This window comes from Glutamicibacter halophytocola, assembly GCF_001302565.1.
Taxonomy (GTDB): domain Bacteria; phylum Actinomycetota; class Actinomycetes; order Actinomycetales; family Micrococcaceae; genus Glutamicibacter; species Glutamicibacter halophytocola.
Genome location: NZ_CP012750.1, coordinates 3,537,360 through 3,556,419, shown reverse-complemented (window position 1 = coordinate 3,556,419; position 19,060 = coordinate 3,537,360). Strand labels below are relative to the sequence as shown.

The window sequence follows — 19,060 nt, the reverse complement described above, 5'->3', positions numbered from 1 at the left end:
GGCCTTGGTGCTACTTGGCTACGAGGGCAGTGAAGGTTGCCGCGGCCACCTCGGTGGCTGCGCGTTCCCAATCTCCCAGCAGGCCGAGCATATTCTGCCCGTCTTCCCGGCGCGGCTCCAGCTGCCCGGACAGGGTGGAAAGCACCGCAGTGCGCAGCTCGGTATTCAGGTTGACCTTGCCCACCCCGAAGGAGATGGAGCGCGAGAGGTCAGCCGCGGCGATGCCCGAAGCGCCATGCAGCACCAGCGGCACCGTGGATGCTGCATGGATGGCCTCCAGCACCTCCCAATGGATTTTCGGCTCTCCCTTGTAGCGCCCGTGGACATTGCCAATGGCCACCGCCAGCAGGTCCGCGCCGGTGGCTGCCAGGAATCCGGCCACCTGTGCGGGGTCGGTCAGCTGCGAGGGCGTCTGCTCGAAGGCCTGGTCCTCGTTGCCGGCAAGCGCGCCCAGCTCCGCTTCCACGACGATGTCCGGCCCGGCCAATGAACGCACCTGCTGCACGAAAGCGATATTTTCCTCCAGCGTGCCAGCCGAGCCATCGGCCAGCACCGCGGTGGCACCAGCCCGCACCGCGCGGACGATCAGCTGCGCGTCGCTGGCGTGGTCCAGCTGGACCGCCACCGGGGTGCTGGCCTGCTCGCCCAGGGCGCGCAGGGCCGAGATCAGCCTCAGGCCCGAGGCTGAGCCTGCGGTCTTCGGAGCGACGTTCAGGATGACTGCGCGCTGCTGCGCTTCGGCCTCGGCCACCACGGCCAGGGCTGTGGTGAACTCGTAGCAGGTGAACGCGGGAACAGCATGGCCTGCGGCGAGGGCCTCGGCGACCATCTGGTTCATTGGCTTGAGCATGGATCAGGCTCCTGCCGCGGTAACGATGGCGTAGACAAGGGCGGTGAGCGCGAATCCGGCCACGCCCAGGATGGTGGTCAGCACCGTCCAGGTGCGCAACCCATCAGCCACGGACAGGCCCAGGAAGCGGGTGACGATCCAGAATCCCGAGTCGTTCACGTGGCTCAAGCCGAAGGCGCCAAAGCCTACCGATGCCAGGATCAGTGCGGTCTGCACGGGGGAGTAGCCGCCTGCTTCCACCGCGGAAGCCAGCAGGCCCGTGGTGGTGATGATTGCGACCGTGGCTGAACCCTGCGAGGCACGCAGGATGGCAGCCAGGATGAAGGCCATGACAATGAGCGGCAGGCCCGCTGATGCCAGGGATTGCGCCAGCACGGTGCCGATGCCCGATTCGGTGAGCACCTTGCCGAATACGCCGCCAGCACCGGTCACCAGGATCACGATGGCCGCCGGGGCCAGGGCCGAGTCCATGACCTTGCCGGTCTTTTCGCTGCTCCAGCCGCTGCGCACGCCCAGCAGGTAGTAGGACACCAGCACGGTGGTCAGCAGGGCGATGGATGGCGAACCGACAAAGCCCAGGATATTGGCGGCGGTGGATTCCGCGGCAACCAAGGTGGTGCCTACGGTGCCGAACATGATCATCACAATGGGCAGCAGGATCATCGAGATGACCATGCCCGAGGTCGGGGCCTTCGTCTTGGCCAGGGTGCTTCCCTTGCCAGTGTCCGCGCTGGCGCCAAAGGAATCGTACTGCTCCTTGGTTTCGGGCAGCATCGGGATCTCGCGGCGGTTGATGCGCTTGGCCACGAAGAAGCCGAGCACGCCCAGCGGAGCGCAGAAGGCAAGGCCCAAGATGGTGGCCCAACCGATATCCGCACCGAGGATCTGGGCACCGCCAACCACGCCCGGATGCGGCGGAACCACCACATGGATGGCCAGCATGATCGCGCCCACGGGCAGGCCGATCTTCACTGGGGAAACGTTCAGCGCCTTGGCGAAGCCGTAGATGATCGGCACCAGCACGATGAATCCGACGTCGAAGAAGACCGGGATGGCCAGCAGGAATGCTGCGGTGGTCAGTGCCGCGATCACCCGGCGCGGGCCGAAGAGCGCGGTGAAACGGGTGGACAGCACCTGGGCACCGCCGGAGATCTCGATGACCTTGCCGAGCATGGCGCCCAGGCCCACCAGCACGGCCACGCTGCCCAGCGTGCCGCCCATGCCGGTGGTGACCAGGCCGGCCACATCCTGGATGGGGATGCCCGCGGCCAGCGCCACGAGGATGCTGACCAGCAACAGGGTTATGAATGCCGGCATCTTGAATTTGATGACGCCGACCAGCAGCAGGGCCACGGCGGCCACAGCAATCAGCAAGAGCATAATCGGGCTCATGACAGTTTCGTCTCCTTTGACGTTGCCAGCGGGGGTTCAGCCCGCGCGGTGATGAGGTTAGTTGCCGGTTTTCGGAGCGACGACCTTGATGAGCGCGGAATCGTCGGCCGCGGCCAGCCCGTGGGCTTCGCCCAGCAGGAAGAGCTGTTCCGCGGCGGAAGCCACCGGGGTAGCCAAATGCAGCGCGCGGGCCGCGGTGGTCACGATCCCCAGGTCCTTCACGAAGATATCCAGCCGGGAAAGCACCTCGGCGCCCTCTTCGGTGTAGGCCTCGAGCATGCGCGGGCCGCGGTTGCCGAGCATGAAGGAGCCAGCGGCGCCGGCCTGCAAGGCATCCAGGGTGGTGGCCTGGTCCAGGCCGAGCTGGTCAGCCAGGGCCAGCGCCTCGGCGGCGGCGGCGATATGCACGCCGCACAGCAGCTGGTTCACGGTCTTCAGCGCCTGTCCATCGCCGGGCTTGTCGCCCACGATGCTCAAGGTGGAGGCCAGCTGGTCCAGCACCGGGCGGACCTTGGCCAGCTGCCCAGGTTCGGCACCGACCACGATCAGCAGGTCGCCTTCGCCAGCGCGCACCGGGCCGCCGGAGAGCGGCGCGTCCACCAGGCCCACGCCCAGCTCGCCCAGCCGGGCGGCGGTGGCCGGTACGGCATCCAGCCCGACGGTGGAGGTCAGGATGACCACGGCGCCGGACTTCAGGTGCTGGGCCACGCCGTTTTCGCCGAAGAGCACGGCGTTCAGCTGCTCGCCGTTGCGCACGGCCAGGATCAGCGCGTCGGCGCCGGCCACGGCCTCGCGGGCGCTGCCAAAGGTGGCAATGCCGGCTTTGCTGGCCAGCTCCATGCGCTCGGTGCTGATGTCGAAGCCGTGGACGGAAAACTTGGCCGCCAGGCGGGTGGCCATTGGCAGGCCCATGGCGCCCAGGCCCAGGACGGCAACTGCGGTGGTGTTCATTGAATACTCCAAAAAGGTTCAGGTGGTGATTAGAAGGTGGCGCTCAGCTTGCGGGTGACAGCGGTGAGCGAGCTGTCATCGCCCACATTGCCGGCGAAGACGATGTACGGGATGCCGGCAGCCGGTCCATCCACGGATTCCCAGAGCGAGACGATGCCAGGAAGCATGGGGCCGCGCACGATCGCATGGCGCATTTCCAGGCCGAAGGCCGCGACGTCCGAAGAGGTGATCCCGCCCTTGGCGATCACGAAGCGCGGCGGATTGGCATGCAGGGTCCGGTTGACCACGGCGACCACTGCGGCGCTCACTCTCCGGGCGATATCCAGCGACTGGGCGGCGTCCTCGGTCTTCACCAGCGTGCGCGAGGTGTGCACGATGACATCGCCGGTGGCCAGGGCCTGGCCGATCTGCGCCACCTTGGAGGAGATATAGGCTTCGCTTTCCTCCGCGAGGATGGTGGGCACGTCCAGCTCGAAGACCGTGGCGTTCGAGTGCACCGCGGTGAGGTCTGCCAGCTGGCGGGTGGTCACTCCAACGTGGGATCCGACCACGATCAGCCCGCCCGCGGTGCGCTGCCCGGCGCCGTTGTCCGCAAAGATTTCCTCGGCGGTCAGCGGCTCGCGCTTCTCTTGGCCGATGCGCGCACGCATGAAGGGCGGGCCCACCCGGCACAGCACCCGCGTCCCGGCCGCTTCAGCCAGCTGCAGGCCCTCGGCCAGCGCCAGCAGGTCGTTTTCCGTGACGATATCGGCGGTGGCCACCTGTGCGTTGGATGCCTGGGCCAGCTTGCCGGCGATGGACGAAGCGCCAGCGCGGATGGTGTCCAGATCCAGGACCATCACGTCCTCGGCGGCTTTGCGCCCGCCGGTCTTCTCGGCGACGTAGTCCGGCAGGTAGCTGGTGCTGAATCCGAAGGTGGCGTCCTTGGCGAACTCGGTGTCGCTGACCTTGGCCAGCTCGCCCTTGCCGCTGCGCATGTAGTGCTCGCCGGCCACGGTGATCCGGCCGGCTTCGCCGAATGCGGGAACCATCAGGACCGCGTCCACTGCCTCGTTGGGATCCACGGCGGCCACGGTCGCGGCCAGGGTGTCGGTTTCCAATGGGAAATGCCCGCGGAGGGTGGAGTCGCTGCGGCTGACGAAGGATACCGGAATTCCCGCTTCGCTGGCAGCCTGCAGGGCGGCGCGGGCTACCTGCTCATTGCGGATGGCGGCATCGGCGGCATCCAGCGAGCGGGTGTTGGTCAGGACGTAGACGGCCAGCGGGCGCTCGCCGTCGAGTTCCAGGCCGAAGGCCCAGCGGAAATCATCGACTTCCCAGGCGGTGAGCACCGGCAGGTTGCTGACCGATTGCGTTCCGGTGGGGTCGTCATCGAGGACCACCAGCACCCGCCCGGTGGCACGTGCCGCCGCGGCGATCTGCGCGGGGGCGATGTCGCGCTCCGGAAGGTATCCGGCGAGCAAATCGGACTCAAGCATGAACAAGGACTCCTTCGTCATTGGGCAACCCATCAATTTCATAGGTAAGATGTCAGACATCTGTTGTGCAAATTAGTGTCGCATGGATCACTGTCCGCCGCAAGCCCTTTGGGGACATAGACTGGACAGGTCTCGAAGAGGATGGATCATCCCAAAGCTGGAGGAATCGTGGCGCGGAAATCACTGGTGGTACAGGTCGTCGATAGCGTGCTTGACCGCATCGTCAGCGGAGAACTATCGGTTGACCAGCCAATTCCGGGCGAATTGGAACTCTGCGACACCCTGGAAGTCAGCCGGATGACGGTGCGCGAAGCGATCAAGACCTTGGCCGCCCAGAACATCATTCGCATTGAGCGCGGGCGTGGAACCTACGTGAATCCGATCAACATGTGGAATTCACTGGAGGCCGTGGTTCGTGCCACCACCGCTGGGGTGGGGGCTGCCGCCGCCGCGGTCCAGCTCATTGAACTGCGCCGCATGCTGGAGACCGGAGCCTGCGAATTGGCTGCGGCGCGAATCACCGATGAGCAGCTTGAGCAAATGGGCGTGCTGCTCGAAACCATGCGCGAGGCCCATGCGGCCGGAGACCTGGACCGATTCGTGGATGCTGATCTGGGGTTCCACGACATCATCCTGCACGCCTCGGGCAATGTCTTCGTCTCCGCGCTCTTCGAGCCCTTGGGGCGAGTGCTCTCCTCGCGCCGGCGCGAAACCAGCGCCTTCCCGCAGATCCAGGAACACGCGATCCACGAGCACGAACAAATCCTCCAGGCCCTGTCGCAGCGCAACAGCTCCAGCGCGCGCGAGGCCATGGACCAGCACATGCAGCAGACCCTGGATGACCTGAACACCTTTGTGCTTAACCGCTAGCTGACCATGCCCGGCCGGTTGCTTGCCGAGCCGAGAGGATTCCTCGTTGGATACGCAACGCCATCATCAGTGGCAAGGTTGACGCGCTCAAGACCAAGTTCGGGATGGTCCCGAGCTCGCCGGGCTCGGTGGCGCATCCGAGTTCTCCACCCTGAGTGTGAGAGCCCGGGCCGAAGATCATTCTTCAATGCCATCACCGGATGGCGGCGGCGGTTCTAGAGTTGAACGTAGACAACTGCTGATCCGTCAACTTCGCAAAGGACCTTCATGACCCGCTTCGCCACGTCATCCCATTCCCGCACTGCCCCCCGCATCTCGATCAGCTCGGCCGTCCTGGCACTTGGGATCGCCCTGAGCGGATGCGGCGCCGTCGAATCCTGGGACAAAGCCACCGCTGACGCATGGTCCGTGACCTATGAAGTCACCGTTGCCGGAGGCTCGGGCGACAGCCTGCAGGACGTGTCCTACCTTGAAGCCGAAAAGCGCGGCGAAGACTCGACCGAAGTGACAGAAGATTCCGTGGCGACAACGGACGACGCAAAGAAGAAGGCGAGCAGTATCTGGTCGGTAGAGAGCATGGTGACAGCTCAAAAGGATGCCTCCATCGCGGCGACACCCGCTCAAGGCGGCACCGCAACCTGCCGAATTCTTCTGGACGGAGTCAAGGAAATCGCTGCAGAAACCGGTGCTCCGGGCGAGCGCGTGCAGTGCGAAGCCACCACTCCTGCCTTTGAGAAGTAGCTGAATCCCTGCGCCTCTTGGCGCTTCGGCTGAGGGACGGCTCCAAGCTGTTGTTCAGCGAACTCCAGCATTTTGGCGGGCTTTCTGAGATCTCCTGCACAGCCGGAACAGAGCTGCCGCGATAGAATGTCAGTTAGCCTTCTTGGGCAATACGCACGACGGAAATGGGACATGCAACTGTGAGCAGTGGAATGGATAGTGGTTCAACTGGCCCAGTCCATGCTGCTCGAATCCAGGCCCAACCCGGTCCAGGAGCTCCCAAGTTCACTGAAATCCCCTCCTTTCTGCATCGCATTTGGCGGTTGAGCCATGCACGGGTATTCCGCTATCTCCTGGTGATCAGCGTGATCCAGCTGGTGAACGGCCTGGGCGTCTTGCCTGCCATCAGGTACCTCTTTGGCCTGGCTTTGGAAGCCAGCCATTTGGAAAACGTCACCGATCGCACCTACACCGTGCTTTTGAGCCAGCCGATCTCGGTGCTGCTGCTTCTTGCCATAGCCGTCCTGGCCCTGGCCGCGGTCAGCTTGCAGTTCGTGGCACTGATCGTCATGGTCAACCGGCAGCAGTCCGGCCGCCCGCCCAATCTTGCCGAAATGTTCGCGGACACCGTGACCTGTCTTGGCAGGCTGCTGCGCTATCCATCGCCACTGCTGATGGTCTACTTCTTCCTGGCCTTGCCGCTAGGCGGCCTGGGTCTGTCCTCGGTGCTGATTCAGGGCGTGGGCATTCCTCCCTTCGTCACCCGTGAATATTTGAAGGTTCCGCTCAGCACGGCAATTTATGTGCTGCTGATCGGCTCAATCCTCTGGGTGAACCTCCGCCTGATTCTGACCTTGCCCCTGATGGTGATCGGCGAGAAGAAATCGCTGGCTGCCCTGGGTGGAAGCCTGCGCGCAACGCATAAGAACTTCTTCAGGTACCTGGCTCTGGTTGGACTGCCCCTAGGGGTGGCAGCGCTGGTCGCCTCCTTCCTGGTGGAATTCCTGGTCTGGGTTTCCGATCATGCTTCGAACCTTGCCAGCGGGCAAAGCTCTGCATTGGTTTCGAGCTTGTGCATCGGGCTGGGCCACACGCTGGGATTCATGATTATCGGCGCCGCGACCGTGGTCGCACTCCAAATCCTGGTCGCCCTGACCCGCGACCGGCTGGGGCTCGCCTCGGTATTTGAAGTGCACAGCAGCCAGCGCCAAACCGTGCAGGCACGTGCTGCACGGGCAACGGCGGGAACGGTCGCGTTTGGCCTGGCTGTAGCGGGGGGCTTCTATGCGACACCGGCATTGGGCCAGACTGTATCCAGTGCCGAAGACACCCTGATCCTTGCGCACCGCGGCTATTCGGCCGGTGGCGTGGAAAACACCCTTGGCGCGCTGGATGCGGCGGCTGAACATCATGCGGACTACGTTGAAGCAGATTTCCAGCAGACGAAGGACGGCCACTTTGTCGCCAGCCATGACACCAACTTGCTAATGGTTTCCGGGGTTAATAGGAATATCTATGAGATGACCCTGGCAGAAGTCCGGAAGGTGAGGGTACGCGAAGGCGGATTCTCCGACCATATTCCCACCATGCAGGAATACCTTGAGCATGCCGATGAACTCGGGATTCCGGTGCTGGTGGAGCTCAAGGTCACCGGGCACGAATCCAAGGGATATCTGCGCAGTTTCCTCGAAGACGTCGACGCAACGGGAACCACGACGAAGAACATCTATCATTCGTTGAGCCCAGCGGCGGTCAAGGGGATCAAGCGCGCCCGTCCGGAGCTGCGCGTCGGGCTGACCGTGGCCATGAGCGTGGGCAAGCTGCCACGGGTGAACTGCGATTTCTACACGCTGGAGCAAGCCTCGTTCCGTCCCGAGCTCTTGGACCAAGCCCATGAGCAGGGCCAAGACGTGTACGTCTGGACGGTTAATGACGAGTCCACGATTCGCGAATTATTGAGCCTGCCGGTGGACGGAATTGTCACCGACAGCGTCGAAATGGCGATCAATGACCGGCAGATGGTGGCCACGAACCCCGCCTCGGATTACCGTGTGGGCTATGCGCTGGCATACCTGGATCTCTTCCGCTAAGCCCTTGACGATCAATGTCCTGCGGGCAGCGCTCACCGGTTCAGATACGGTATCAGGCCGGCAGAGCGAAGAAGCCCAAGGGACGCTGATCATCGCCTTGGATGTCGCCCAGCTGCGCGACCTGGATGACTACACGGCACAGGTCGAAGAATTCATTGCCCATGTCAAGAGCTCCGAGCTGGAGCCCGGGGCACGTGCGATCCGTGCGCCGGGGGAGAGCGCTCCGTCGCCCGAAGCGATGGCCGAAGACACGGAAATCCGGCTCAATGCCGTCACCACCGGGCACTTGCATCGCATTGCCCAGCAGCTGGGCATCGAGCCGCCGGCCAGCAGATAGCGGCGGCCGGCCCCAAGGCTGCTAGCGGGCGGGTGTGGTGGTCTGGAACGGCGAATTCTTGCGCGACAGCACCATGGCCAACAGCGCTCCGAGCAGTGCGAAGCCCACGGTCAGGATCCAGGTGGTCTTCCACCCGCCGCTGACCGTGGCCAAGAAGGCCAGCAGCATCGGGCCGGTGAAATTGCCGATGTTGAAGATCTGCTGGCTCAGCCCCATGGCTGCCGGGGCCGAACCTCCGGCAGGAGCCAGATCCACGATGACTCGGGTCATGGTGGTGGGAATGCTCGCGCCGGCAAGCGAGAACAAGCCCACGCAGAGCATCTGGATCCACACCAGCTGTGCCGGGTATTCGAAAACGAAGGTCAGAATCGACGTCAGGGACATCAAGGCGAACCCGGCCAGGAGCAGGGTTCGCCCGTTGATCCCGCGGTGCAGCAGGCCGCCGCAGATGATGGCGCCGACCGCGTTCAGTCCACCCACCACGGCAGAAGCCAAACCACCGGCCACCGGTGATAGGCCAAAATCCTCATAGATTGTGGGCAGGAACCCCACGACGGCCATCCATTGCACCGTATAGCAGCCAAAAATCAATCCTGAGATCCACACGCGTCCGGAACGGGCGGTGATGGCGATGCGCCGGGCGGCCTCGCGCAGGGCTGCCGGCCTCGAGGGGCGGTCCGCGGCGACGAACTTCAGGATCAGCGGAATGGGCAGCAACGTGATGGCCGCGAGGATGGCCCACCACAGGTGCCACGGCATGTGCTGCAGGGCCAGCGCGGTGCAGAAGACACCGAGGAAAGTGGCCATGCCCATGTAGGCGGCCCACCAGCCCACGGCCATGTTCAAGTTCTTGGCGGGGGCATGAAGCCGGACCAGTCCCGGCCCCATGACGGTGGCCATGATGACGCCGGCGCCTTCCAGGGCGCGGGTGGCCAGCAGCAATTCGGCGCTGGGAGCGAAGGCCCCCAGCGCGCTGCCGGCAACCAGCAGGAGCAGGCCGAGAATCAGCGTACGGCGTTGCGAGATCACTTCGGCGAGCAGCGAGACCGCCAGGCCGCCGACCATGCCGGCAACTTGCACCACTCCGAGCAATACGCCGGAGAAGATCAGCGAGAAGCCCAGCTCGTCCTGGATCACGGTCAATGCAGGGGCGAGCTTCCAGATATGCAGCCCAGCCACGACACCGCAGGCCACGATGATGATCCAGGCTGTGTTGGTCCGCTGCTGGGCCTGCCCCATTTTCATTTGCACCGCCGCCGTTTCCTCCTTGCCCGGGACGCGCCAACTGGTGCCCGGCGCTACTATCCTCTTCGGATTGTGGCACGTGGGAAAGGAAGATCCTACGCATATGTCAATGAATGGGAATGGGCGCGGTTCCCTGGCTGCGCTGCAGTGAACTCTGGGGCAGGTGCCAGGCGTACTGCTACCAGCCAAGGATCAGCATCAGCAGGTGAACATTGTTCCTGTGGTTGGTGCGCGAGCCAGCCCCCTGGCCAACTAAAACTTGGGAACTTTCCAGCGGCCATTGGACTGGCGCGGACTTTTTGCTTTGCCAATCACATTTTGCCAGGCCAGGAGCCTAGAAACTGGTGATGCGATCTACCAGACCAGTTGTTCGCCATCGGTGCCGGGCTTGTTCACTCCCAAGTTCTCGCGCACATGATTCTGGGGGTTAGCCACCAGATCGGCAACGAGAGCGGCGACAGACTTTCGGGACACCGTGGTCCCCTTGAACGGCTCGTCTCGTGCGGTGGTCTCGTAGGACACCTCATCGGCATCCGAAAGCCAGGCCGGACGCAGAACGGTATAGTCCAGTGTTGAAGCTTCGACGATGTCCGAAGCGGTGGCATAGGTGTCCAGGGTCGCCGCCCCGATGGTGCTGCGGTTCCAGCGGCCGAACTCGCCAGGGACTTCCTGGTAGATCCCCAAGGCGGTGACGAAAATCAGGCGCTTGACGCCTTCGGCTTCCATCGCCTCAACCACGGCCTTGGCCTGATCGTCGATGTTACCGGCAAGGTTAGCGTAGACCACGTCTTGGCCCTGTACCGCCCGACGAAGTGCGGTGCTGTCATCTGCACTGCCTTCGATCACGATAGAGCCCGCTGGAATGTTGGCAATGCGGTTCTTATTGCGGGCGAACAGGGTCAGTTCAGCACCCTGCTGGGCGAGCATGTCGATGGCCCAGGATGCGATCTGTCCGGAGGCTCCGAGAATAAGGACTCTGGTCATGGAATTTTCCTTTTCGAAGTATTGACTGAGCTTGATGGCCTGCAGCCGTCGGGGTCAGAGGTTATTGGTGAAGAACGGGGTGAGCTTGGCCATCGCCTGGGCAACTGGCTCGTCCTTGTCGTAGAGGTCATAGTGCGACCAATCCTTGATGACGACCAGTTCCTTCTTTTCCGAGCGTGCGCGGCGGATGATTTCGTGGCCATCGCGGTAGGCCCCGAATCCGCCAGGGATGTCACCTACGATGACCATCAGCGGCTGGGTGAGCAGCTCCTCAGCCAGGTGGAAGGCATCCCATCCGTAGGCGACGCTCTGCCGGGAGCGCAGCGTGAGGTTCACGCCGTTAGGCTTGGCGCCGCGGTCAGTCTTGTAGTACTCGGTGGCGCCGAGGATATCCACGTCGGTGATGCCCCATTCTGCGGCCTCTTCCAACGAGGAAGGCAGACCTGGATCGACGAGGTAGTCTTCGCCACGTGCTTCCGCTGTGCGCTGGGCACCGATTTGTTCCAGCTTCGCGATGACCGCATGGACCGAGCCTTCGGCTTCGCGCAGGACGCGGCCATAGTTTGCGCCAGTAATGGTGGCGACGGCTTTATAGCGACGTTCGGTCATGACAGCGTTGATAGCGTAGCCGCCGCCACCGCACATGCCGATCAAACCGATGCGTTCTGCATCCACGTAGGGCAGGGTGACAAGGTAGTCGGCGACGTGGCGGAAGTCTTCGACGCGCAAAGTCGGGTCCTCAGTGGAGCGTGGTTCGCCTCCGGATTCGCCCTGGAAGGAGGCATCGAAGGCGAGCGTGACGAATCCCTGCTCGGCCAGCTGTGCCGAGTAGATTTCCCCGGAGGTCTGCTCCTTGCACGAGCCGATGGGATGGGCCACCACGATGGTTGGATACTTCTTTGAATCGTCGAAGTTTGGCGGGAAGTAGATGTCCGCTGCAATGTCCCAGTACATGCCACGGTGGCGGATCTTGACGTGTTCGATGTTCGACATGGTTTCTTCCTTGGTAGAGGATTCTGAAGGGGCCGCACCTGCTGATGTCCGCATGATTCGACCGTGTCGGCTGACTGAATGAACGCCAACAAGATCAACGTTATGCGTCGCCAAACCATTGAGGAATGTGCTGTCAGCCCACCCTTCGTGAGCGGTCCGCTAGCCTGAAGCCTCGTGATTGGAAGGATCATTGTTTGTCGCGATCTCATCGGTTCCGGTGTCAGGAGCTATGAGGCTGCCTAGCAATCGCAGAGCATCATCGGTTGATGATCCTGGTTCGGGAAGGAACGTGATCATTTGCAGGCCTGCAGCACCGGGAAGGGCGAGAGCTTCATATTTCAAGTCCAGTTCACCGACTGCCGGGTGATGGATGCGTTTCTTGCCGCGCAAGTGGGACGATACGTTATGCGTTGCCCACAAATTGCGAAACACGGAGCTTTGAACCGACAGCTGCCCGATGAGTTGCGCAAAGGATTTGTTCCTTGATTGCCGCGCTGAATGGGCCTGCAAGGTGGCAACAGCGTCCTCGGCCACTGCGTTCCAGTCTGGAAACATTGTCTGGCTGTGCTCGTCGAGGAACACATAGCTAGCCAAGTTGGGAACATCCGGCCCGTTATAGCGGTCGTAGATATTGGCATACAGTGCACGGCCTAGCGGATTGGCCGCAACAAGATCCAATCGGCCATTGTGTATCGATGCAGGAATACCTGGCATGGCGTCCATCATCTGTTGCACATTCGCATGGACTCGTACTGCCTGTTGCGGTCGGCGAACACGGGGCCCTGCCGCGTGGGAAAGGTCCAGCAAGTGCTGACGTTCAATATCATCCAAGCGCAGGGCTGTGGCGAGGGCGTGAAGAATCTCTTCTGAAGCTCGTCCGATGTCTCCGCGTTCAATCTGTGCGTAGTACTCGGTGCTGACCCCGGCCAGCACAGCGACCTCTTCACGACGAAGCCCTTTGACGCGCCGGTTCCCACTACCGGATGGCAATCCGGCGTCCTCGGGAGAGATCTTGGCTCGCCGGGTCATCAAGAATTCCCGGACCTGTTTAGAAACATCCATTCCACTAGATTAGGCAAATGAACCAGCATGAGACAGGGGCTAGCAGCCCACCCCAAACAGTGATGATCAGTGGCAGCCATCCGGTAGGATCGACAGCGCTCGTGTGTTCGATGGCTTTTCACTCGGACCGCCGACACCGCCAAGGCGCACTGTCCATGCACTGATGCGAGCATTGTAAAGTGGCGATTCACATCAAGCCCGCAAGGAAGAGCAGATCATGACGTCCATTTCCCGCTTCCGGCTCTCGCCCATGCTTCCGCGCGATCCTGGCGAGCAGGGCCGCACCGCGTCCACGCTGGAATTGTTCTTCGATCTTGTATTTGTTGTGGCGGTGAGCGTCGCGGCAGTGAACCTCCACCACGCATTGACCGAGGGGCACGTCCTAGATGGAATCGTGAACTACGCGCTCGTGTTCTTCGGGATCTGGTGGGCCTGGATGAACTTCACCTGGTTCGCCACCTCGTTCGACACCGACGATTGGCTTTATCGAGTCCTGACCATCGTGCAGATGGGTGGCGTACTCGTGCTTGCCTCCGGTATCGGACCAGTGTTCGAGGAACACGACTTTTCTGTGCTGATCCTTGCCTACATACTCATGAGACTGGCGTTGGTGGCGCAGTGGCTGCGTGCCTCGCGTTCCGCTGGGCAGGCACGTCAGGCGACCCTGATCTATGCCGGAGGCATCACCCTAGTTCAGGTCCTCTGGTTGGCTTCCTTGCTATTGACGGAATCGATGTTCTTCCTCGCGCTAGTGGTGCTCGTCGCCGCGGAGCTCGCGGTGCCGGTCATCGCCGAGCGGAGGGGCACGACGCCGTGGCATCCGCACCACATCACCGAACGATATGGTCTGTTTGCCCTGATCTTGCTGGGGGAGAGCCTGCTGGCATCAGCGAATGCGATCATCGAGGCTCTCCACGCATCCGATGACTTGGCACCGTTGATCTCACTCGCTGCCCTGACACTAATAGCGACCGCAGCACTGTGGTGGATCTATTTCTGGCCCCCGCACCACCACGCCATTCAAGGGTTCGGCCGCTCGCTGGCATACGGCTACGGGCACTACATCATCTTCGCCGCGGCCGGCGCGTTTTCGGCTGGCATCGAAGTGGAGATCGATGTACTGACCGGGCATAGCGACCTGCACCAACCGTGGGCCTCATTGGCCTTCACGGTTCCGCTGGCTGCCTTCGTGCTCGGGATCTGGGTGTTGGCCATTCGACCGCAAGCCGATCGGATTGTGAATACGGTTCTGCCATTGGCTGGCATCCTCGTCCTCATCGATCCATTAATTCCGGTGCCTTTCGCGCTTACCTCGATCATCTTGGTGGGGGCCGTCATCGTTCTCGTCTGGCGGAAACCAGCCGACGCCGAGAACTAGACAGTAGCAACACGACGAAAGCGCCCTTGTCACGAGGGCAAAGGTGGTTTATCTGAGCTTGTTGCCCGACGGAGCGGTAATAGGCGAAACCATAAAGTCTCGCGCGTGAATCACGATTTTGGCAACGCGATTCACGTCCTTGCTATCGATGCTTCTTGATCGTTTACGCAATGGTTGGCCTATCGGAACCGTTGTGTCATGGAAGCCATGGCTCCACGCGAAGCCGTTGCGGTCTCGGGCCCCAGCATTGAAGCTGCCTGGAAAATCTTAAAACCGCGCGCTGGCAACAGGTTAGCGAGGCTGGGCGCACCATCTTGATTGATGCCGAGTCGGCGTGCTGCGCTCAGCGTGAAGGAAAGGGCGCTCGCCGTTTCATGCGGAGGTCCCTCGTACGGTGATGGACCTCGCACCAGGAGCCCAGGCAATGCACCGTCTCGGATGTCAGCCCGGGCCCGACTTTTCTGCGGGCCAAGCCTTTCGGCCTAGTGCCCGCCGAGCTTTCCTCCCAGGCGCTCGCGCATCTTCAAGCTGGCCTGGTTCAGCCCTTCGATCTGGACATTTTTGCCGTACTTCTCGTATTTGCCGGTGATCGAATCCAGGGCCGCGATGGTCGAGGCGTCCCAGAGGTGCGAGTTGTACATGTCGATGACGATATTTTGCGGGTCTTCGGCGTAGTTGAACTGCGAGTACAGGTCATTGGAGGAGGCGAAGAACAGTTCGCCGTTGACCACGTACTTGGCGATCTTCTCTTCGAAGTGCTCCTCGATGCTGCGGGTGACTGTCACCAGATGGGCCACCCGGTTGGCGAAGAGTACCATGGCGGTGAGCACTCCGACCCCGACGCCGATAGCGAGATTGTGGGTGGCGACGGTGAAGATCACGGTAATGAGCATGACGGTGGTTTCGCTCTTGGGCATCATGCGCAGCGTCGAGGGCCGGATGCTGTGCCAGTCGAAGGTGGCGATGGAAACGAAAATCATCACCGCGACCAGCGCGGCCATCGGGATCAACGCCACCACGTCGCCGAGCACGACGACCAGGATGAGCAGGAAGGTGCCGGCCAGGAAGGTGGAGATCCGGGTCCGCGCCCCGGAAGCCTTCACGTTGATCATGGTTTGCCCGATCATCGCGCAGCCGCCCATGCCGCCGAAGAATCCGGTGATGATATTCGCCGCGCCCTGGCCCCAGGATTCCCGGGTCTTGTTCGAGTGGGTGTCGGTGACATCATCAACCAGCTTGGCGGTCATCAGGGATTCGAGCAGGCCCACGAAGGCCATGGCCAGCGCATAGGGGAAGAGCACCTGCAGGGTTTCGAAGGTCAGTGGCACATGGGGGATGAACACGCTTGGCAAGGACTCGGGAAGCTGGCCCTTGTCGCCCACGGTGGGCACGGCCACGGAGGCGAGGACGGTGATCCCGGTGAGCACCACAATGGCCACCAGCGGGGCTGGGATTGCGGTGGTCAGCTTGGGAAGGCCGAAAACAATCAGCAATCCAAGGCCCACCAGCGGGTAGACCAGCCATGGGACGCCGAGCAGCTCGGGGACCTGGGCCAGGAAGATCAGGATGGCCAGCGCGTTGACGAAACCGACCATCACCTGCCGCGGGATGAAGCGCATCAGCTTGGCCACGCCCAGCAGTGCCAGCAGCACCTGGAAGATCCCGGCCATGATGACCGCGGCGATGAAGTAGTCGGTGCCGTGGCTGGCGACCAGGGGCGCGATGACCAGCGCGATGGCTCCGGTGGCGGCCGAGATCATGGCGGGGCGGCCGCCGAAGAAGGAGATGGACACCGCCATGGTGAAGGAGGCGAACAGCCCGATGCGCGGATCCACGCCGGCAATGATGGAGAAGGCAATGGCCTCCGGAATCAGGGCCAGGGCCACCACCAGCCCGCCGAGCACCTCGGTCTTGAGCAGGCGCGGGGATTTCAGCGTGCGCAGCACGGATTGGCGTTCAAGCGGAGCCAGGGCTGACGCCTCCGAATTGGTGATTGGGCTCATTGAAGAGCTCCCTTCGATGCAGGGCGGGCGGGTAAAGGCGGAGGAACGCTGGGGTTGCGTAGAATTCTTGGGGTGCGCGTCATTGCGCCGCGGATGATTCGAAAGGCGCCAGGCTGGCATGAATCATCCCGCTTAACTCTAACCTAACGTAAGGGTAGGGTTTAAATTCAGGACTTGGAGGACGGCATGGACGAATCGGCAACGGGGCACGCAGGCGGCTCGATGCATATTGGGGACATGGTTGAGGCCACCGGGCTTTCGCACCGGACCATCCGCCACTACGACGAGGTGGGGCTGCTTCCGGCCAGCACCCGCAGCGAAGGCGGTTTCCGTATATACCGCGATTCGGACTTGCAGCGCATGCTGGTGATCCGCTCGATGAAGCCCCTGGGATTCAGCCTCGAAGAGATGGGTGAATTGCTTGACGCGGTAGACGCGCTCGCCGGTAACCCGAAGGACGCCGCGGCGCGGGCCAAGCTCGATGACTATATCCAGCGAGCCAGCGCCAAGCGGGACAAGCTGGAACTGAACCTGCAGCGTGCGGATTCATTGATCGCTGATCTGCGTACCAAGTAGCGCCCGGTCAGCGGGCAGGGAACACCGTGGGGAGTTGAGAGGCATGGAAATCCAGATAACCGTCATGGCCGAAAGCCATTGGCAGGATGTCTCGCGCATTTACAGACAGGGAATCGCGACCGGGTTGGCTACCTTTGAATCCCAGATCCCCACCCGGGAGTCATTCCTTGGCGGGAAAATCCCCGCACTGTCACTGGTTGCCGTGGATCTGGAGGGGCATGTGCTCGGCTGGGCTGCGGCCGCGCCGGTTTCAGCGCGCCATGCCTATCGCGGGGTCATCGAGCATTCAATCTATGTGGATCCGAACTCTGCTGGCCAGGGCATAGGGCGGGCGCTGCTGGAAGAACTCATTGGCAAGGCTGCTTCGCAGGGCTATTGGATGCTGCAATCGGCGATTATCGCGCAAAATGAGGCCAGCCGGAATCTGCACGTCAAGCTCGGGTTCAGGGAAGTGGGTTTCCGGGAACGGATAGCCCAAGTCGCGGCCGGGCCGCTGGCAGGGCAGTGGATGGATACCTGTCTCTACGAGCTGCGCCTCTGAACCTGCAAGGCAAACCTAGTTTTTGGGCAGCAATGTGGAGCCCAGTGATTCCAGTGCTCCTGGCACGACAGAAAAATATGCCCATACGCCGCGCTTTTCGCGGTGCAGGATTCCCGCATCCACCAGGATTTTCAGGTGGTGGGAGACGGTGGGCTGCTTGAGTCCCAGGGGCTCGGGCAGGTCGCAGACGCAGGTTTCAGCGTCTTGGTTCGAGGAGACGATCGAGAGGATGCGCAGGCGATTGGGGTCGCTCAAGGCCTTGAAGCGAGCGGCCAGGAGTTCGGCTTCCTCCAGCTGCAGCATGCCCTCGCCCTGCGCCGGAACGCAGCATGGCGCGTCGATGCTTTCGGCCTGCTCTGGCGGTTCGTTTAAGGTATGCGTGCTCATGTCTCGCGCTCTCTGGGGTGCTCCGTTAAGAGATTGACAAACGTCGATATATGTAATCATACTCGAGACATCGATGTTCGTCGATGTCTATCTTTGGAGTGATGAATCAGTGACAGCCGCGCCTGTGCCCGATACTGCCCCTGTAGCCCAGAAGCTGTCTTTCCTGGACCGCTATCTGGCCCTGTGGATCCTGCTGGCCATGGCCGCTGGCCTGGGCCTGGGACGGATTTTCCCGCAGCTGGGCGAGCTGCTGGACCGCTTTACCGTCGCCAGTGTTTCGGTGCCCATCGCCATTGGACTGCTGGTGATGATGTACCCCGTCTTGGCCAAGGTCCGCTACAACGAAACCGGTCGCGTGCTGGCCGACAAGAAGCTGATGATCACTTCCTTGGTGATCAACTGGATCCTGGCCCCGGCCTTCATGTTCGTGCTGGCCTGGATCTTCCTGGCAGACCTTCCCGAATACCGCACTGGGCTGATCATTGTGGGCCTGGCCCGCTGCATCGCCATGGTGTTCATCTGGAATGACCTGGCCTGCGGGGACCGCGAGGCGGCCGCCGTGCTGGTGGCCATCAACTCGGTCTTCCAAGTCATCGCCTTCGGTGCGCTGGGCTGGTTCTACCTGCAGGTCCTGCCATCCTGGCTGGGCCTGGAAACCACCAGCGCGCAATTCTCCGTCGCCGCCATTACCGCCTCGGTGCTGGTCTTCCTGGGCATCCCGCTGCTGGCCGGCTTCCTGACCCGCACCCTCGGGGAAAAGGCCAAGGGCCGGGAGTGGTATGAAGGAAAGTTCCTGCCCAAGATCGGCCCGTGGGCACTGTACGGGCTGCTGTTCACCATCGTGCTGCTCTTCGCCCTGCAGGGGGATAACATCATCTCCAAGCCGCTGGATGTGCTGCGCATGGCCATCCCGCTGCTGACCTACTTCGTCGTGGTCTTCGGCGCCGGCATGCTCATCGGCCGCGGCCTGAAGCTGGGCTACCCGCGCACCACCACGCTGGCCTTCACCGCCGCCGGCAACAACTTCGAGCTGGCCATCGCCGTGGCCATCGCAACCTTCGGCGCCACCAGCGGCCAGGCTCTGGCCGGGGTGGTGGGCCCGCTGATCGAGGTGCCGATCCTCGTGGCCCTGGTTTATGTGGCCCTGTGGTCGCGCAAATTCTTCCCGTCCTCCCCGGCCCTATCCACTTCAGCCTAAGGAAC

18 protein-coding genes are annotated in these 19,060 nt (G+C 62.4%); 8 read left to right on the top strand and 10 right to left on the bottom strand.

Annotated features, from left to right (window positions below; genetic code table 11):
* Positions 1 to 10 precede the first annotated feature (10 nt).
* Genes AOZ07_RS16415 through AOZ07_RS16400 form a run of 4 tightly spaced genes read right to left on the bottom strand, consistent with a single transcriptional unit; the run spans position 11 to position 4,671 of the window.
* Complete coding sequence (locus AOZ07_RS16415) at positions 11 to 850, bottom strand: class II fructose-bisphosphate aldolase (RefSeq protein WP_060702964.1); 840 nt, start codon at positions 848 to 850, stop codon at positions 11 to 13.
* 3 nt (positions 851 to 853) lie between these two features.
* Positions 854 to 2,242, bottom strand: coding sequence for a GntP family transporter (locus AOZ07_RS16410; RefSeq protein ID WP_060702963.1), 1,389 nt, complete (start codon positions 2,240 to 2,242; stop codon positions 854 to 856).
* A gap of 57 nt (positions 2,243 to 2,299) precedes the next feature.
* Positions 2,300 to 3,193 (bottom strand): NAD(P)-dependent oxidoreductase, encoded by an 894-nt coding sequence (locus AOZ07_RS16405; protein WP_060702962.1) that lies wholly within the window; start codon positions 3,191 to 3,193, stop codon positions 2,300 to 2,302.
* A 29-nt stretch (positions 3,194 to 3,222) separates the two neighbouring features.
* Complete coding sequence (locus tag AOZ07_RS16400) at positions 3,223 to 4,671, bottom strand: four-carbon acid sugar kinase family protein (protein ID WP_060703530.1); 1,449 nt, start codon at positions 4,669 to 4,671, stop codon at positions 3,223 to 3,225.
* Between the two features lie 168 nt (positions 4,672 to 4,839).
* On the opposite strand from AOZ07_RS16400, the gene AOZ07_RS16395 reads away from it, so the two are divergent.
* The 4 genes from AOZ07_RS16395 to AOZ07_RS16375 all read left to right on the top strand — a co-directional run bounded on the left by AOZ07_RS16395 (position 4,840) and on the right by AOZ07_RS16375 (position 8,688).
* A complete protein-coding gene (locus tag AOZ07_RS16395) occupies positions 4,840 to 5,541 on the top strand; it encodes a FadR/GntR family transcriptional regulator (protein WP_060702961.1) in 702 nt (233 codons plus the stop codon).
* A 267-nt stretch (positions 5,542 to 5,808) separates the two neighbouring features.
* Entirely contained in the window at positions 5,809 to 6,282 is a 474-nt protein-coding gene (locus AOZ07_RS16385) for a hypothetical protein (RefSeq protein WP_060702959.1), read from the top strand.
* Between the two features lie 302 nt (positions 6,283 to 6,584).
* Positions 6,585 to 8,351 (top strand): glycerophosphodiester phosphodiesterase, encoded by a 1,767-nt coding sequence (locus AOZ07_RS16380; protein ID WP_060702958.1) that lies wholly within the window; start codon positions 6,585 to 6,587, stop codon positions 8,349 to 8,351.
* Positions 8,320 to 8,688, top strand: coding sequence for an Ldh family oxidoreductase (locus tag AOZ07_RS16375; RefSeq protein WP_194943708.1), 369 nt, complete (start codon positions 8,320 to 8,322; stop codon positions 8,686 to 8,688). The genes AOZ07_RS16380 and AOZ07_RS16375 overlap by 32 nt, the downstream gene beginning before the upstream one ends.
* A 21-nt stretch (positions 8,689 to 8,709) precedes the next feature.
* On the opposite strand, the gene AOZ07_RS16370 is transcribed toward AOZ07_RS16375, so the two are convergent.
* From AOZ07_RS16370 to AOZ07_RS16355, 4 genes are all read right to left on the bottom strand, one after another.
* A complete protein-coding gene (locus AOZ07_RS16370) occupies positions 8,710 to 9,933 on the bottom strand; it encodes an MFS transporter (RefSeq protein WP_236995342.1) in 1,224 nt (407 codons plus the stop codon).
* A 354-nt stretch (positions 9,934 to 10,287) separates the two neighbouring features.
* The gene (locus tag AOZ07_RS16365; RefSeq protein WP_060702956.1) at positions 10,288 to 10,917 is read right to left on the bottom strand and encodes an NAD(P)H-binding protein; all 630 of its coding nucleotides are present in this window, start codon (positions 10,915 to 10,917) and stop codon (positions 10,288 to 10,290) included.
* A gap of 54 nt (positions 10,918 to 10,971) precedes the next feature.
* A complete protein-coding gene (locus tag AOZ07_RS16360) occupies positions 10,972 to 11,910 on the bottom strand; it encodes an alpha/beta hydrolase (protein WP_207758460.1) in 939 nt (312 codons plus the stop codon).
* A gap of 159 nt (positions 11,911 to 12,069) precedes the next feature.
* Positions 12,070 to 12,972 carry a helix-turn-helix transcriptional regulator gene (locus AOZ07_RS16355; protein WP_060702955.1) on the bottom strand — a complete coding sequence of 301 codons (903 nt, stop codon included), beginning with the start codon at positions 12,970 to 12,972 and terminating at the stop codon, positions 12,070 to 12,072.
* Between the two features lie 217 nt (positions 12,973 to 13,189).
* Here AOZ07_RS16355 and AOZ07_RS16350 point away from each other — a divergent pair, with 217 nt between their 5' ends.
* Positions 13,190 to 14,350, top strand: a complete 1,161-nt coding sequence (locus tag AOZ07_RS16350) for a low temperature requirement protein A (protein ID WP_194943707.1) — start codon at positions 13,190 to 13,192, stop codon at positions 14,348 to 14,350.
* 482 nt (positions 14,351 to 14,832) lie between these two features.
* Here AOZ07_RS16350 and AOZ07_RS16345 read toward each other — a convergent pair whose 3' ends face one another.
* On the bottom strand, positions 14,833 to 16,353 hold the full coding sequence (locus AOZ07_RS16345; protein ID WP_060702954.1) for a SulP family inorganic anion transporter: 1,521 nt from the start codon (positions 16,351 to 16,353) through the stop codon (positions 14,833 to 14,835).
* Between the two features lie 186 nt (positions 16,354 to 16,539).
* On the opposite strand from AOZ07_RS16345, the gene AOZ07_RS16340 reads away from it, so the two are divergent.
* The gene (locus AOZ07_RS16340) at positions 16,540 to 16,929 is read left to right on the top strand and encodes a helix-turn-helix domain-containing protein (protein WP_060702953.1); all 390 of its coding nucleotides are present in this window, start codon (positions 16,540 to 16,542) and stop codon (positions 16,927 to 16,929) included.
* Between the two features lie 43 nt (positions 16,930 to 16,972).
* Complete coding sequence (locus AOZ07_RS16335; protein WP_060702952.1) at positions 16,973 to 17,470, top strand: GNAT family N-acetyltransferase; 498 nt, start codon at positions 16,973 to 16,975, stop codon at positions 17,468 to 17,470.
* Between the two features lie 15 nt (positions 17,471 to 17,485).
* Here the strand turns inward: AOZ07_RS16335 and AOZ07_RS16330 are convergent, their stop codons facing one another.
* On the bottom strand, positions 17,486 to 17,857 hold the full coding sequence (locus AOZ07_RS16330) for an ArsR/SmtB family transcription factor (RefSeq protein ID WP_060702951.1): 372 nt from the start codon (positions 17,855 to 17,857) through the stop codon (positions 17,486 to 17,488).
* Between the two features lie 73 nt (positions 17,858 to 17,930).
* Between AOZ07_RS16330 and arsB the strand changes: the two genes are divergently transcribed.
* Positions 17,931 to 19,055 carry an ACR3 family arsenite efflux transporter gene (arsB, locus tag AOZ07_RS16325; RefSeq protein ID WP_060702950.1) on the top strand — a complete coding sequence of 375 codons (1,125 nt, stop codon included), beginning with the start codon at positions 17,931 to 17,933 and terminating at the stop codon, positions 19,053 to 19,055.
* The last annotated feature ends 5 nt before the right edge of the window (positions 19,056 to 19,060 follow it).